Origin of the sequence: Pyrobaculum islandicum DSM 4184 (assembly GCF_000015205.1) — an archaeon.
Classification (GTDB): Archaea; Thermoproteota; Thermoprotei; order Thermoproteales; family Thermoproteaceae; genus Pyrobaculum; species Pyrobaculum islandicum.
Map to the genome: position 1 here is coordinate 925,403 of NC_008701.1, position 14,833 is coordinate 940,235.

Consider the following 14,833-nt stretch of genomic DNA (forward strand, 5'->3'; position numbering starts at 1 on the left):
TTTTATAGCTTAGATTCTTTGTACTTTATGAAACTACATGAATATGAGGCTAAAGAGCTCTTCCTAAGATATGGAGTTAAAATACCCCCTGGCAAATTAGCCCTAACTCCAGATGAGGTACGCAAAATCGCAGAGGAAATAGGCACGCCTGTAGTTTTAAAGGCACAGGTAGTTGTAGCAGGCAGGGGTAAGGCAGGCGGTATAAAGATAGCTCAGACCCCAGAGGAGGCATATGAACTTTCAAAAAAGATGTTTGGCATGAACATAAAGGGGCTTGTAGTGAGGAAGCTTTATGTGACTAAATACGTAGAGGTCGAACGGGAGATGTACCTTTCGCTTATCATCGATAGAGCTTCTCGTAGATATCTATTCCTAGCCTCTCCAATAGGTGGGGTAGACATCGAGGAAATAGCCAAAACAAGCCCAGAAAAGATTAAGAAGGTATATGTGGATCCCTCTATTGGTTTAAGAGACTATCACATTAGGTCTATAATATCATGGCTCGGCTTTAAACCTGGGTCGCAACAGTGGCAACAAACCGCTTCAGTTATACAAGCAATGTATAGAATAATGGTAGATTATGACGCTGAGCTAGTTGAGACGAACCCGCTTGCGTTATCAAAAGAGGGCGAGGTAATACCCCTTGATGCAAGGGTGATAGTTGACGACAACGCTCTCTTTAAACACCCAGATCTTGAGAAGGCGTTGGAAGAGGATCCACGTGATATAACAGAATTTGAGGCGTATGCAAAAAAGATAGGATTTCACTATGTGGAATTAGATGGAGATATTGGAATTATTGGAAACGGCGCTGGTTTGACCATGGCGACAATGGATCTCGTATATCACTTCGGCGGTAGACCTGCGAACTTTCTCGATATAGGCGGTGGCGCAAGTAGAGAAGTTGTTAAGGAGGCCGTCAAAGTATTGCTTAACCATCCCAGGGTCAAAGTTATATTTGTCAACATATTTGGAGGAATAACGCGTGCAGATGAGGTAGCGCTGGGCATAAAAGATGCGCTTGCAGAGGTTAAAGAACATACAAAGAAAATTGTAGTGAGAATAAAGGGCACAAATGAGGAACAGGGCAAGGCAATACTCTCAGAAATTGGAATACCGTTGTTTGAAAACGCAGAGGAGGCGGCAAAAAAAGCTGTAGAATTGGCGAAGATATGACCGTGTTAGTAAGTCCTAAGACAAGAGTAGTTGTACAAGGCGCCACAGGCCGCGAGGGCTCTTTCCATCTTCTAAGGATGTTAGAATACGGCACAAAAGTCGTCGCGGGAGTTACCCCTGGCAAAGGCGGTACATCAGTACACGGTGTACCTGTGTATGACACAGTAGAGGAAGCTGTAAAAAAACAAGGGGCCAACGCCAGTGTGGTGTTTGTGCCTGCGAGATTTGCTGCAGACGCTGTACTTGAAGCCGTAGACGCAGGCATAGAGCTTATAACTGTTATAACCGAACATATACCAATACACGACACTTTGAGAGTTGTAAATTACGCTAGGGCTAGAGGAGTTACAGTCATAGGGCCCAATTGTCCTGGCATAGTGGCGCCGCCTCTTAAAACGAAACTAGGGATAATGCCAAATAGTATATACCAAACGCCTGGGAGAATTGCTATAGTGAGCAGATCTGGGACTTTAACATACGAAATATCGTATCAACTTATAAGAGCGGGCTTTGGTATAAATATAGCTATAGGTGTAGGCGGAGATCCAATAGTAGGGCTAGACCTTATGGAGGCCACTCTCAAAGTAGCAGAAGATCCAGAAGTAGAGGGCATAGTTGTAATAGGCGAAGTAGGCGGTGACGCTGAAGAAAGAATAGCAAAATTATATGCAGAAGGTGCTTTTAACAAGCCTATTGTAGCATATGTCGCCGGACGTACAGCGCCGCCGGGCAAACGCATGGGACATGCCGGTGCAATAGTGATGATGGGCACAGGCGACGCTAGAAGTAAGATAGAGGCGTTTAGATCAGTTGGTATACCAGTTGCCGAAACTCCCTTCGAAGTTCCGCAACTGCTCTCGAAGTTGCTTAAGAAATAATTCCACAGTGATAAAATGCCAAATATGTGGTTTTGAAGAGACGGAGTTTAAATGTCCAAAATGTGGAAGACTTGTATGTCGTTACGATTGGGCTGGAAAATACTGCATAGTTTGTGAAACCTCTCTTTGCAAAATTTGTAGGAGAAACTTTTCTATATCTACGTGTATTATATGTGGGAGAACCGTATGCGACAAATGTAGTATAAAGAGAGGATTGGGAAGAGTATGTATTAATTGTGCAAAAGCCTTAACTCATGACTCTGATATATAAATAAGTTTATATAGAAGTAAGAACTCTATTGGCATGAAAGTAGATAGTATACTTGCGTCGCGCACAAAATTTATGACTGCAAGTGAAATAAGAGAGTTGCTCAAATGGATAACCTCCGACGTTATATCTTTTGGAGGTGGACTACCTGATCCCTCCACATTTCCCGTTGACGAAATTTCTAAAGTAGTAGCGTACGTGTTAGAGGCCTATCCGCAAAGAGCGTTACAATACGGCTCTACCGAGGGTGTCGCAGAACTCCGCGAAGAACTTGCTAAGTTTGTAGACTCTTACGCCGGCATTAAGGCAAGACCGGAAAATGTATTTATCACAGTAGGTAGCCAAGAGGCTCTTGAGCTCTTGGGGCGTGTGTTTATAGACCAAGGAGATGTAATTATTACAGAAAACCCCACATATATAGCAGCGTTACAAGCGTGGAGAGTATACCAGCCGAGGTTAATTGGCATACCAATGGACGAACATGGCATGGTTGTAGAGAAACTGGAGGATACAATCAGAAAACTCAAGGCAGAGGGCGCTAAAATAAAGTTTATCTACACAATCCCAACGGCACAAAACCCCAGCGGCTTAACAATGTCTCAAGAGAGAAGAAAATATCTTCTTGAGATTGCTGAAAAATATGATCTGTTGATAGTGGAGGACGACCCATATTCCTACTTTCTCTTCGAGCCTATACAAGTTACGCCTATTAAGACACTAGACAGATCAGGAAGGGTGATATATCTCTCTACTGCATCTAAGATATTCGCGCCTGGCTTCCGTTTGGGCTGGGTTATAGCAGATAAGGAAATCCTAGATTGGTTTAATCTAGCTAAACAATCCTTAAATCTACACACTTCTACATTTGCACAATACGTACTCCTAGAGGGGCTCAGACGCAATATAATCTTAAAGAATCTGCCACGCGTAAAAGAACTTTATAGACGGAAACGCGACGCCATGCTAACCGCATTAGAGACTTATATGCCGCCTGGTGTAAGTTGGACGAAACCAAGCGGCGGCATGTTTATATGGGCCACCGTGCCGCCACATATAGATACGAGGGAGTTGCTAGTCACTGCAATCACTAAATATAAGGTGGCTTTTGTGCCAGGCCACGGCTTCTCTGTGGATCAATCGCTTACAAACGCTATGCGTTTAAATTTCACCTATCCAACTTTCGAACAAATTGAAGAGGGCATCCGCCGTCTTGCAATGGCAATAAAAAGTGCATGATATTACTAGAAGAGGCACTTTCAGTAATAAGAGAAAAACAGAAAGAGGGTAAGATTCACCGCACTCCTACCCTACGCTCTGAGTCGCTTTCTAGAATATCTGGAGGCGATGTATATCTAAAGTTGGAATCTCTGCAGAAGACGGGTAGTTTCAAAATTAGGGGAGCTTACTTCGCCATGTACAAATATATGCAAGAGGGGTATAGAGAGTTTATAACTGCGTCTTCAGGAAACCACGCACAGGGAGTTGCATATGCCGCACAATTACATGGAGTGAAGGCGACTGTGGTAATGCCAGAGACTACGCCTTGGCTTAAGGTAAAGAAGACACAAGACTATGGCGCATCTGTAATACTATATGGCGAGAGTTACTACGAAGCAGAGAAGAAGGCTTATGAGCTTTTAAAAAGTGATGCAAAATTCCTTCACGCATATAATGATTATTACGTCATATCAGGACAAGCTACATTAGGAGTTGAAATAGTAGAAGATGTAAAGGATGTAGATGTTGTCATAGTTCCCGTAGGAGGCGGCGGGTTAATCTCCGGCGTAGCATATGCCGTCAAAAAAATGAGACCAAACGCAAAGATAATAGGGGTTCAAGCCAGCGGAGCACCTGCTGTATATCTTTCACTTAAAGAGGGGAAGCCTGTCTTAATTGAGCGAGTTGACACAATAGCCGACGGCATTGCTGTAAAACGGCCAGGAGACATCACGTTAAAAATAATCCAGGAGTATGTAGACGATGTGGTACTAGTAGACGATAACGAAATCGCCGATGCTATATTTTTACTGCTAGAAAGGACGAGAGTAATAGCGGAAGGCGCAGGAGCTGTGGCAGTTGCAGCTCTAATGTCCGGTAAGGTAAATGTAAGAGGGAAGAAGGCCGTTGCTGTAGTGTCGGGAGGTAATATTGACGCGCCTATTTTAATGCGTGTGTTAATGAAAGCTTTAGCAAGACAGAGACGTATCATAAAACTAGTCGGCGAAGTACCCGACAGGCCGGGTACGCTAGCTAAAGCCTCATCTATTCTGGCGTCTCATAATGTAAACATACTTGAAGTTTACCATGAACGCTACGACCCTGAACAAAGACCCAACTACGTCCGCCTTGTCTTCATAGTGGAGGTACCCGGCACATTAGATATGTCAAAACTTCTAGATGAACTTGAAAAAAACGGCTTCTACTTTAAAGTAACGGCTTAATGTTGTACAGCTTCTTGGCCCATACTATGGGGATGTTGTCTCTGTTGTCTGAGAAGCCGCATGTTAGACAACGCATAATACGGTTCTTCTCCTCAACCATCTTAGCTCCACAACGGGGGCAGACGGTTGAATGCAACCTCTCTTCTAGATACGGAATGCCGTACCATTGCGCCAATTCCTTCAACTTACGCACCGCTAGGTCGAGGACGTTTGCTCGCTCCTTGACAAGTCTGTGAGGTAGTCTGATCTTCAACGTCCTGTAGACTTGGTTCATGTGCGCATGCGGCGAGGGAGAGAAATGCTAGTTGGGAGGGCGTATTGAGATTGTCCTCTCATATACTTGCGACACACTATGGACGTTGGTCGTCGAGTTTGAGAAAAAACAGTTATCTCTCAAGTAAGCAGTGATGGTTAGTATCCGCCCGGCGGCGTTTGTGATGCATATGGCGGTTTCCATTGGCGTGAGGGATTCAAGTTTCATAAACATGGCGATTACGGCGGCGGCCGTAGCAGACATGCCACGTACATACAGCGTAATTACATCACATGGGTCGTCGAGACCCTGTCTGGGATCTATAAACGATATGAGAATTGCTACACCGAGGCCGGACAGAAGTGTGTCAAGTACCGCGATGTATATAGAAGCAAAGTCATGCGCCTGAAGCTTAGCCGCCGCGCCGGTAGTCGCGGCGTAAATAACGGGCGAAAACAACACAATGTCGCTGATGATGACAGCGGCGAGTCCAACCGCAAGCAACCGTACGCCCATGTCCCACCCACCACAGATGTGAAAAGTCAGAAACACTCTTTCAACTCCTTTCACACACCTGCCTGACAGCGACGTCGTCAGGCAGGTGAACCGAGGTAGTAGAAAGAGGTGTGCGGGGTTGGCGGAAGACGTGGTGGGCGTTGAAAAAGGGGCTAGGGTTTTAGGAGGTAGGAGACGAGGCGGTGGGGGCGTAGATAAGGCCGTAGAGCTCTTGGACGTGTGGCGGCTTGGCTCTTATCGTTATTTCCGGGTATTCCGGAGGTTTTGCATATAGGAGTACGGCCGTAGTTATATCAGCCCTGAAGTGGACGTAGAGCCCCTCTGGCCGGCTCTCGGTAATCGTGGCGACTATGGTCAACACCGCCGCGTATGTCGCAGTCCCGGGGGAGGGGTCGGTGTTTCGCCAGCTCTGAGGAGAGGCGGGGCACAACGTCGGGGCCGTGGGTTTGTCTTGTGAAACTTTTGGCTTGCCCCCGTGTGTCTTCTATAACCAACAGAGATTTCAGCCCCACCACATATACACACATGTACGTATACAGAACGCTGAGGATAGAGATACCTTGGCGCCTTGTCGAAGAGAGACCGGACGTCCTCGGCCTCGCCGTAAGGATGCGCCTAGCGGTGGAGGAGTACGCCAGAAGGCTGTTAAAGGAGTTGACGGGGCAAGAGGAGCCCAAGCTCGCGCCGGAGGAGCTTGTCTGCTTGCTTACTCCCGACAGACGGGAGCTGGCACGGCGGATTATCGAGGAGGTGTTTCCCAAGTACGGACTTAAGAGATATATCGCAGAGTGGGCTAAGTTCTTCTGGCGCGACGTAGTGTTCCACAGGGCGGTTCCGCTCAACGCCCAACTTAGAGTTGGGAACGAAAGAGACATAAGTATGGCGGTCTTTGTCGACCTAAAGAGCGGTATTGTTAGAGTAAGAAAACTCGGCATACCGCCTTTCGCCGTCGAGTTGAAGAAGAACAACATAGTTTGGATAAGGGAGAGACTAGAAGAGGGCGCCAAATTGAAGTTGGCGTTCCTCGGCATAGAGAGACAGAGGGGCAAGGAGCCGACCTACGGCAAGCTCTACGTCGCCCTCGTCTTCGCCCGCGAAGTTCAACAGATAAAGCCCAGGGCCGTTGTTGTCGTTGACGTGAACCGTCTCGACAACGGCGTCACGGCGGGTCTCCTCGTGGATGGAAAACTGAGACAGACGTTGAGACTTCCCGACGAGAGCGCGGTAAGAGAACTGAGGAGACTCCACGAGGAGATAAGCCGTCTTGACGGAAAAGCCGCTAGGGAGGCGGATCCCGTCAGAAGGAGACGTCTCGAAGACAGAGCACGTTATCTCGCGTCTAAGCGGTTTAGGAAGATAAGGGGCATTGTGGCGCATATCGCTAGAGAAATAATCGAGCTCGCCAAGACGTACAGCGCCGCCGTCGTGGTGGACACAATGGAGGACGAAACATATCGAGAGCTCAAAGAAAGGAACAGTAGCGGAGTGAAGAAACACTTTCTAGACGGGTTGGGCCAACTGAGGAGGCGCCTACAACACTTGGCACAGTGGTACGGCTTGCCGTATTTGGAGGAGCGGCTGTATTCGACCATCTGCCCCCGCTGTGGCGCGAAGATGAAAGAGCTGAATAACAGGCGAATGCGGTGTCCCGTCTGCGGCTTCAACAACAACCGAGACAACGTGCCGCTGATATGGGCAAAGAGAAGGTACTGGGAAATCCTCCAAAAGACAAAACAACCCGCTTTTTCAGCGACCACCACACTTTTAACCTCGTAAGTCTCCTCATTTCATGAGCCACATCCCCGGCCCTGGGGCCCGGCGACCAAGGGGGGCAAAGCCAGCCCCCTATGACCCGAGCCCTCTCGTCTGGGGTTGCCGAAAGGCGGCCCCGGACGGGCCCCGAGCTCCCCCGGGGAGGCCGGGAGCCGCAAAGGGGAGCCAAACAGGGTAGAAACCAAAGACGTGTATATCGCCACTTCCACATTTTTGTCAACATGCCATCTGTCTCATGGACAAGAGGACGTAACCGGCGTTGGTATCGTCTACCTTCGCTTGACCTGAGAGTCCTTTTGTCCTAAAGAAAGGGCTCTCGTGTAACTGTCTGAAACTTGATGTTCACGGTATACCCCTCTTAGCCAACAGAGACCTCACCTCGCCATAATACATAATCATGAACTCCAACGGAAGACAGACAGAGACTGCCGACGGCCACGCTCTAGCCCGGTCTCTACGTAAGCCACTCCTTCGCCCTACGGATCTCCGAGTCTCTCAGGAGGGGCCGGAAAAGATAGTGGAAGGTCTTCTCATGTAGGTCGCTAAGTTTCTCGCTTTTCGAAGATATTATATAAATTCACCAAAGAGGTGCAGAAGTCAGGGAGAGGGGTTAAAGATTAAAAGTACAAACTCGGAGCCTTGTATGAGAACTAGGCTACTTTACCAAGAGGACTCCTACATCCGGGAATTTGAAGCATCTGTATTAGAGGTAATTGGCAACGAAGTTATCTTAGATAAAACAGCTTTTCATGACGGTACTGGCGGATTACAGGCGGATAGCGGGTTTATAATCTACAGAAGTGAGAAATATAGTACAGTGGCCTCCCACAAAGGCGGCGAGGTAGTCCACATACTAGATAGAGCGCCGGCTTTTAAACCAGGTGATGTAGTCACAGGAATACTAGATTGGGAAAAAAGGTATAGGAAGATGCGCTTACACACAGCGGCCCATATATTATCTGCCGTACTTTACAAGAGATATAACGCCCTTATTACAGGTGGGGATATAACGCCGGAGTATGCTAGAGACGACTTTAATATCGAAGGCGATATGGCGACCGTTAGAAAGGCGTTTGAAGAGGCTGTGGCAGAAGCAAATGAAATAGCCCAAAGAGGAATTGAGGTAAAGATCTACTGGTTGCCTAGAGAAGAGGCTTTGAAAATCCCTGGAGTAGTGAAGTTAGCAGAAAAAATGCCGCCCGACATACCCCAGCTCCGGATTGTAGAAATACCGGGTGTAGATCTACAAGCAGACGGCGGCCCTCATGTCAGAAATACCCGCGAAATAGGCACGATCAAAATTTTGAAGGTAGAAAATAGGGGGAAAGGCAAGAAGAGACTTTACTACACTGTAGACTAGTGAATTCTCCGCTTGGCGAAATTTCGATAACTATTCTCCTTGGCGTATTATTTGCCTATCTATTTGATCGCGTAGGTTTTCCACCTTTTCTCGGGTTTTTTCTCGCAGGCGCTATAGTAGGGAAGCTAGGCGCGGTAAATCTCCCTGATGTCTACTTACAGATTTTGCTATCTCTAGTAGCATTTGAGGTGGGCCGCGGTTTAGGCATAAGTGGGCTTTCGCCAGCCGCATTTTTTGCCGTAATACTAGAAAGTGCGCTTATCATTAGTCTGTCTATGCTACTTTTTAAACTAATAGGGCTTACGCTGACAGAGGTTTTAATTATCGCTATCATGATGCTTAGCTCCTCAAGTATTCTTGTTAATAGATTTGCCCAAGTTCTGCCAACAGAAGCCAGAGCTATTGCGCTTTCAATAACCACACTTGAAGACGCTGTGCTCTTCTTTGCAATAAGTCTCCTTTTCGGTAAAACGACTATTGAAAACCTGCCGGTAAATATTGTAGTCGTAACTGCGGTCAGCGTAGTAGCTTTGGCAGTGTTTAGATATGTATACAGACTGATAATCGGCCGCGAATACGCTATACCTTTTGCGCTCGCCATAGCCTTCGGTTTTGTTTATGTTGTTCAATACTTCCAAATAGCTTCGCCTTTTCTCGGGGCATTTATAGGAGGTTACATATTTTCGCGAGCCGACACCCACGGTGTTCACATAAAAGAGGCTACAGCCCTTTCCAGCCTAATAATATACCTATATATGCTAGTCGTTGGATTTTCGATTCCAATGCCAGCGGTAAATCCGCTATTTATCGCCTTAAGTTTAGCCACAGCATTACTAGCAGTATTTGTTAGAGTAACAGCTGTCTTCCTAAGCGCACTTTTCACCACAGGACAGCCGAGGTTTTCTATTAACGTTGCGACGGCGACGGCGCATATCTCGGAGCTCTCTATAACTATTCCAATAGTTGCATATAGGTTAGGCGTCTTGAAAAATGCGGAGTTAGCTTTCGCGTTATCTACCACGCCCATACTGACGCTTTTTCTAGCACCACTGTTCTGGAGACAGCGTAGCCTACTGGAGAAATATGTGGCCAAACGTATAAGGGAATTAAAAATAGCTGTCGCATATGAAAAGCTGTATAAGGTTGTAACACACTTCTTTATAACAACGGCGAAGCTTGTAGTTTTCACTCTCGTTATAGCTATTGTAGTATCTTACCTTGGCATTTTCTCATTAGTACTACTCATACCAACAATCTACTATCTAATTAAATATTCTAGGTATATATACATAGACTTATTATTAGCACTTAGAGAAATTGAACAAGCCCGCTACGTAAGTATAATGGTTCTAGTATTGACTTTTGCCCTTGCGTCTTATGTCGTGTTTGCCTTAATAGTAAAAGTAGCCGAATTACACCACTATATAGCTCTCCTAGTAGTCACAGTTTTGACATATCTACTTATAGCTATATACAAAGAGCTTAGTAGTAACACCACCAAATAAAACCAAGAATGACTAAGACCTAGCTTCCTTATTTTGTATACAGAGGGTGCGGATAATTCTATTTAACTCATTTACTACAATTTTGTAAAATTCTTCTTCCACATGTGGAATTTCACAACACCTCTCTATCCCCTCCCGAAAGGCTTTTGCGAGACGGTAATCAAGACCTGTTATACTCTCTACGTCAGTTTCTACATCGGGTAATATCTGCGAAATTAATGCAAGGTGGTATGCATGATAACGCGCCGCGTTTTTTCTCTCGTCGCTAAGATATTCAGAATCTGCCAATGAGAAGGCCTTTTGTCTATGCACCTCTATAAGAGCGTTTTTTATCTCATTGATATCCCTCTTTCTTAAAATCTCTATAATATCCATAGCATCGATGCAGAGGTAATATAAGACTTTAATAACGCAGTACACAACAGTGAAGGTCAACGACACGGCCATGACGTGTATCCCGACGCCGAGCATCGCCATCGCGACCATACCGCTCAGGACAAACACCACCGCGGCCATGGCGACATTGGCCACCACGGCGGCCCCAAGGGCATCAGCGGAGGCGGGCCCGGAGCCCCCAGAGAGGGCCGGCGTTATGAAGGGGCCTATAACAGGTTATACCATATAATGCGAGTTTTAGGTTTTAATCTCCCTCCCTATGATTCTGTGGTATTAATACGTATAGGCGAGCGCGAGGAGCGCATCGAATCTATAGAAGACCTAGAGAGACTATGTAAATTGTTGAGAGAAGAACTGCAAAAAGAGAGGTGTCAATACCACTCGTGGTATATACGTATATCTCCCGAGAGGTTGTTCGCGCTTTTAAAAAAGGCGTATGTAAAATATACACAAGGCGTAATCGACGTTAGTAGTGTCATAGCGGAGTTCCTAGATGAGAATAAACTGTCAAGAAGTCTATCTCGGACTATTACTCCTACGTTAAGCTCTCTTGGTATTACAACCTCCGGAAAATTTACTGCAATAGCTGTAGAAATAGGGAGGTTGTTCCATGAGGGAAAAATAGAAGAGGCAAAGGCTAGATTTCGCGAACTGGTATATAGAAACTGTATATTGAAGGAGGTTATTGAAAAAACAAGTGATTGTTCTGAGCTTGAAAAAGCCGTAACTAACGTACTAACGGCATATGGTAAAAGTATAAGATTTGATGAGTTAAAATACACGGCGGAGTTATTGAAATTCATACATCCTAAGTGCGAAAATTGTGACTTTAGATGTATTACACCAGAGAAGATTTCTGCATGCGTAGAGAGGTTAATTCAACTTTTGACACCCCATATGAGAGAATTGTTTGAAAAATTGGATATTTCGCTTTTACCTGAGCATCTAGACTTTGTAAACACTGACAGTTCCACGTTCATTATCGGCGTAAAAGGCACAGAGAAGCACATAGGGCTAGTCTTAATTGGAAATCCCATAGAGAGCGCCGATTTGCAACAATTGAAAAACGCTTTGGCGAGACTAGAAGAGAAAATAGCAGAGGGGGTCTACGAGGTATATGTTAAGATATTACCTATATTAGAAGGAGGAGAGAAATGTAAGTCTGTCAAACTCTTGCTAGAAGTCGTACGAGGGGATCTTGAGAGAGTATCTAAATTTATTAAACTCAGCTCCTAATCACATGTGTAGTTTCAAACGTTCTTGTGACAAAAAGCTTCCCCTTGACATATGCCCGGACTTCTACATAAGGGGCTAAACCTGATGTGGCTATCTTTTGCCCTAACACAGAATCTATCTGAAAAATCCCGGTCTCATTTGACATATAGACATTTATAGCAAGAGGTCTGGTGTCGTTAGAAGTAAGCTCTACGCGCTCGATAGCCAAGGCGCTTAACGCGTGTATATCCAGCTTCCCAATCCGATAGGGAATTCTAGCACGACCACTAGACATATCTGTACCGTCAGCTATTTTAGCACACGCAGCTTCAAATGTTAAACATGTATATGTCTCGTCGTGACAAAACACGGCATGTAGAACCTCTTGTTTAAGCATATACATTTTCTCTGTGTCTCCATAGACCTTAGATAGTATTTTTTCAGCCAACCTATCTGTTAACATAGCTGAATATATGGGGTGGTGCGTACGATGGACAGAATTACCTATGTCATGTAAATACGCGCCCATTAATGTCACAACCATAGAGTCCTCTATATCTCCTACTCCATCTGCCACTACACTTGGCCTAAAACCCCTTTCTGTAAGTATTTTATATATGGCAAGGGCACTACCAGCAACAATTCTAGAGTGTACAGGGCCGTGATCATTATATCTTAATCTCTGGACAGCAAAAACATTAGCCATTTTTAGATAGGCTTGAACTTCTGTATCTGTAATAAGTAAATCCCATATTTTCTTAACTTTGTCGCTATCTGGGAGCACCCGCTCTATTAGCTTTATACCGACTTCATAGGCGAACTCTTTTTGCACTCTATTATATAAAAAGCCTATTATTTAACTTTTGACTATACGTACATCTCTGCGATCTCCCTCTCGGCGCCCGGCCTTCCCGGGAGTCTGTGCCGAGATTCCGCACTCTCATCATAATGTTTTTCAGACTCACAAGACGACCCTATCTATGCCTTGTTTTCAATTCTCAACTGGGCGTTTAACGGAACCGCTCTGAAAAAGATGACATTCTGCCAGAAGAATTTGACAAACACCACAAGCGAATTTGCGAGCCTGTACTTGGGAACACCCCCTCTATTATCTTATGTGCCAACTCGCGCCTGTCTGGCGTGGGCAAGCGGTCCAACTCATTCGGCGTGAGTCTGGGCTCCTCTTGTCCCGTGGCTTCCTTCAACAGTCTTCTCACGTACTCTGCCGCCGCTAGGTACATCCTAGTTACTAGGTCTAGGACAACCGGTCTCTCTTCTACCAACCGCCAGGGAATTTCTATCTTTAGCGTTCTGTAGACTTGGCCCATGGGCGTGTACGGCGTGGGAGAGAAAAGCTAGTTGAAAGTCCATCCCTATTTCAACTCTCTCGACACACCTACCTCACGGCGGCGCCGTGAGGTAGGTGTGATATTGGTTGTGTACCAACGTGTAGTTTAAAAGGTGAAGATCAGAAAGAATTCTGAAAAACGGAGTTGGGTTAAACGCCGCACTTCAATTGTAAACAAGACAATACGCCACGCCGCCGGCCGGAGACGCCGACAACTATGGGCAGAGAAGAGGTATTGGAAGCTGATAGAAAAGACAAAACAACCCGTTCTTTCAACCGTCTCGGTGACCACCTCACTTTTAACCCCCTAACTATGTTTCACCAATTAACGACGTCTGGCCCCGGGGCGGTTGACGGGGGTGTGGAGACAGATGCAAAATAAACGACTTGTGGCCGGCCCCCGTATGAGCCGCCCCCTCGCCCCGGTGTACTCGAGGCGGGCCCTTGAGTCCCCCAGGGAGGGGCCAAGAGAGAGGTAGGGAGACGTGACGACATTACGCTGTTCGTCAACGTAGCTTTGAGCAAGCTCTGCAGAGTAGAGACGACAAAGTTATTTAAAATAGGTACAACGATAGAGTGCCGGTGGACTATGCCCTAGAAGTGATAGAGGAGCCTGTCAAATATACCGTGTTTGATGACTATGGCCACTATGACGAGGATGTAGATAGTCTACTGCCGATTACCGCGACGACGGGCAACACGACGTTAAAGTTCTACTTGGGGTACACTGAGACAACTCCAGGCGAGGTAAGGGCAGCAACGGTAGAGACGGCCGTTTTAAGACTTAAGAGCCGCCTGTTAACGAAGTTGGTAAAGAAATTTATCAAAATTGAGACATCGTATGGAAAAACAGTATTAGAGAAGCCCATAGGGGGAAAGCGTGCCTATGCCGGGACAGTCCTAGAATTTTTAAAACATCCATGAGTTGCAAACCGACGATTTTTGACCCAGCTGAATGGGCGTATGTAATAACTTTGGCAAAGGCGTTGCTACCCGAGCTTTCTTTTCATAGAGACAACACAGCCACTGAGATTGCGAGCAGACTAAACGGCATATCTATCGAAGTTTTAAGAGACTTCAATTGGGAAGCGCCAGTTATATATATGCCTCCCTTTGAGATTTTGGCCGAAGGCACTGTCACTATAGCAGTAGAGGGCTATACCGCTAAAAAATTACTTAGGCGTAATATAAAGGCAGACGTAGTTGTCAGCGACCTCGATTTTGAGCCAGATGGAGTAGAGCTTGGAAAGACGCAGGTAGTGCATGTACATGGCGATAACTATTGGCGTATTCCAAACAGAAGGTGGGTCTATACAGTACAGACGTGGCCCATTGGCTGTACATTTAACATCTCTGGCTTTACTGACGGAGATAGAGCTGCTTATCTCGCATATTATATGGGCGCGAGAGAGTTAACGATTTCCGGCTTTTATCCGCATATTGTTATAAAGAGGAGCAATGATATCAAGAGGAGAAAGCTGGCTGTCGCAACACACCTACTATACAGACTCTCTCTCAGAATCCCCATACACTTTCTCTAGTAAGTATCTAATGGTGTAATCTAAACTTGCAAGCCGTTTTTTATCCGTTTCTATCCTCAGGTACTCCTCAAGAGATAGTTGGACAGGCGTCATATCTTGTCCCGATACTACCACACACGGTTGCCCTCCGCAGAGGGCCAGGGTGTATACAGTCCGGAAAGGC

General features: G+C 46.0%; 15 protein-coding genes and 1 pseudogene. 10 read left to right on the forward strand and 6 right to left on the reverse strand.

Annotated elements, in window-relative coordinates; all coding sequences use genetic code 11:
• Positions 1–27 precede the first annotated feature (27 nt).
• From sucC to ilvA, 4 genes are all read left to right on the forward strand, one after another.
• Complete coding sequence (gene sucC / locus PISL_RS05285; protein ID WP_011762775.1) at positions 28–1,176, forward strand: ADP-forming succinate--CoA ligase subunit beta; 1,149 nt, start codon at positions 28–30, stop codon at positions 1,174–1,176.
• Positions 1,173–2,054 (forward strand): succinate--CoA ligase subunit alpha, encoded by an 882-nt coding sequence (gene sucD / locus PISL_RS05290; RefSeq protein WP_011762776.1) that lies wholly within the window; start codon positions 1,173–1,175, stop codon positions 2,052–2,054. The genes sucC and sucD overlap by 4 nt, the downstream gene beginning before the upstream one ends.
• 304 nt (positions 2,055–2,358) lie before the next feature.
• Positions 2,359–3,558, forward strand: a complete 1,200-nt coding sequence (locus tag PISL_RS05295; RefSeq protein WP_011762777.1) for an aminotransferase-like domain-containing protein — start codon at positions 2,359–2,361, stop codon at positions 3,556–3,558.
• Positions 3,555–4,763: a threonine ammonia-lyase gene (ilvA, locus tag PISL_RS05300; RefSeq protein WP_011762778.1), complete on the forward strand. Its 1,209-nt coding sequence runs from the start codon at positions 3,555–3,557 to the stop codon at positions 4,761–4,763. The genes PISL_RS05295 and ilvA overlap by 4 nt, the downstream gene beginning before the upstream one ends.
• Here the strand turns inward: ilvA and PISL_RS05305 are convergent.
• From PISL_RS05305 to PISL_RS05315, 3 genes are all read right to left on the reverse strand, one after another.
• Positions 4,747–5,037 carry a zinc ribbon domain-containing protein gene (locus PISL_RS05305; protein ID WP_011762779.1) on the reverse strand — a complete coding sequence of 97 codons (291 nt, stop codon included), beginning with the start codon at positions 5,035–5,037 and terminating at the stop codon, positions 4,747–4,749. The genes ilvA and PISL_RS05305 overlap by 17 nt on opposite strands.
• A 27-nt stretch (positions 5,038–5,064) precedes the next feature.
• Positions 5,065–5,586 (reverse strand): hypothetical protein, encoded by a 522-nt coding sequence (locus PISL_RS05310; protein ID WP_167827624.1) that lies wholly within the window; start codon positions 5,584–5,586, stop codon positions 5,065–5,067.
• Positions 5,587–5,692: 106 nt separating this feature from the next.
• On the reverse strand, positions 5,693–5,962 hold the full coding sequence (locus tag PISL_RS05315) for a hypothetical protein (protein WP_011762781.1): 270 nt from the start codon (positions 5,960–5,962) through the stop codon (positions 5,693–5,695).
• A 95-nt stretch (positions 5,963–6,057) separates the two neighbouring features.
• Between PISL_RS05315 and PISL_RS05320 the strand changes: the two genes are divergently transcribed.
• The 3 genes from PISL_RS05320 to PISL_RS05330 all read left to right on the forward strand — a co-directional run bounded on the left by PISL_RS05320 (position 6,058) and on the right by PISL_RS05330 (position 10,170).
• Positions 6,058–7,308 carry a zinc ribbon domain-containing protein gene (locus PISL_RS05320; RefSeq protein WP_053240347.1) on the forward strand — a complete coding sequence of 417 codons (1,251 nt, stop codon included), beginning with the start codon at positions 6,058–6,060 and terminating at the stop codon, positions 7,306–7,308.
• 640 nt (positions 7,309–7,948) lie between these two features.
• Positions 7,949–8,665 (forward strand): alanyl-tRNA editing protein AlaXM, encoded by a 717-nt coding sequence (gene alaXM, locus PISL_RS05325; protein ID WP_011762783.1) that lies wholly within the window; start codon positions 7,949–7,951, stop codon positions 8,663–8,665.
• The gene (locus PISL_RS05330) at positions 8,665–10,170 is read left to right on the forward strand and encodes a cation:proton antiporter domain-containing protein (RefSeq protein ID WP_011762784.1); all 1,506 of its coding nucleotides are present in this window, start codon (positions 8,665–8,667) and stop codon (positions 10,168–10,170) included. The genes alaXM and PISL_RS05330 overlap by 1 nt, the downstream gene beginning before the upstream one ends.
• Before the next feature lie 12 nt (positions 10,171–10,182).
• Here the strand turns inward: PISL_RS05330 and PISL_RS05335 are convergent, their stop codons facing one another.
• The gene (locus tag PISL_RS05335) at positions 10,183–10,704 is read right to left on the reverse strand and encodes a hypothetical protein (RefSeq protein ID WP_011762785.1); all 522 of its coding nucleotides are present in this window, start codon (positions 10,702–10,704) and stop codon (positions 10,183–10,185) included.
• 129 nt (positions 10,705–10,833) lie between these two features.
• Between PISL_RS05335 and PISL_RS05345 the strand changes: the two genes are divergently transcribed.
• A complete protein-coding gene (locus PISL_RS05345; protein ID WP_053240350.1) occupies positions 10,834–11,802 on the forward strand; it encodes a hypothetical protein in 969 nt (322 codons plus the stop codon).
• Here PISL_RS05345 and PISL_RS05350 read toward each other — a convergent pair.
• Positions 11,792–12,613 carry an HD domain-containing protein gene (locus PISL_RS05350; protein WP_011762787.1) on the reverse strand — a complete coding sequence of 274 codons (822 nt, stop codon included), beginning with the start codon at positions 12,611–12,613 and terminating at the stop codon, positions 11,792–11,794. The two genes, PISL_RS05345 and PISL_RS05350, sit on opposite strands and share 11 nt — an antisense overlap.
• A gap of 152 nt (positions 12,614–12,765) precedes the next feature.
• A pseudogene (locus PISL_RS05355) lies at positions 12,766–13,109 on the reverse strand (zinc ribbon domain-containing protein); the annotation flags it as partial.
• 596 nt (positions 13,110–13,705) lie between these two features.
• Between PISL_RS05355 and PISL_RS05360 the strand changes: the two are divergent.
• On the forward strand, positions 13,706–14,053 hold the full coding sequence (locus tag PISL_RS05360) for a hypothetical protein (protein WP_011762789.1): 348 nt from the start codon (positions 13,706–13,708) through the stop codon (positions 14,051–14,053).
• On the forward strand, positions 14,050–14,670 hold the full coding sequence (locus tag PISL_RS05365; protein WP_011762790.1) for a hypothetical protein: 621 nt from the start codon (positions 14,050–14,052) through the stop codon (positions 14,668–14,670). The genes PISL_RS05360 and PISL_RS05365 overlap by 4 nt, the downstream gene beginning before the upstream one ends.
• The last annotated feature ends 163 nt before the right edge of the window (positions 14,671–14,833 follow it).

What these genes read in the sequence shown, in the direction of transcription:
- sucC (WP_011762775.1), top strand. Translation starts at nt 28, where the DNA reads ATGAAACTACATGAATATGAGGCTAAAGAGCTCTTCCTAAGATATGGA.
- sucD (WP_011762776.1), top strand. Translation starts at nt 1,173, where the DNA reads ATGACCGTGTTAGTAAGTCCTAAGACAAGAGTAGTTGTACAAGGCGCC.
- PISL_RS05295 (WP_011762777.1), top strand. Translation starts at nt 2,359, where the DNA reads ATGAAAGTAGATAGTATACTTGCGTCGCGCACAAAATTTATGACTGCA.
- ilvA (WP_011762778.1), top strand. Translation starts at nt 3,555, where the DNA reads ATGATATTACTAGAAGAGGCACTTTCAGTAATAAGAGAAAAACAGAAA.
- PISL_RS05305 (WP_011762779.1), bottom strand. Translation starts at nt 5,037, where the DNA reads ATGAACCAAGTCTACAGGACGTTGAAGATCAGACTACCTCACAGACTT.
- PISL_RS05320 (WP_053240347.1), top strand. Translation starts at nt 6,058, where the DNA reads ATGTACGTATACAGAACGCTGAGGATAGAGATACCTTGGCGCCTTGTC.
- alaXM (WP_011762783.1), top strand. Translation starts at nt 7,949, where the DNA reads ATGAGAACTAGGCTACTTTACCAAGAGGACTCCTACATCCGGGAATTT.
- PISL_RS05365 (WP_011762790.1), top strand. Translation starts at nt 14,050, where the DNA reads ATGAGTTGCAAACCGACGATTTTTGACCCAGCTGAATGGGCGTATGTA.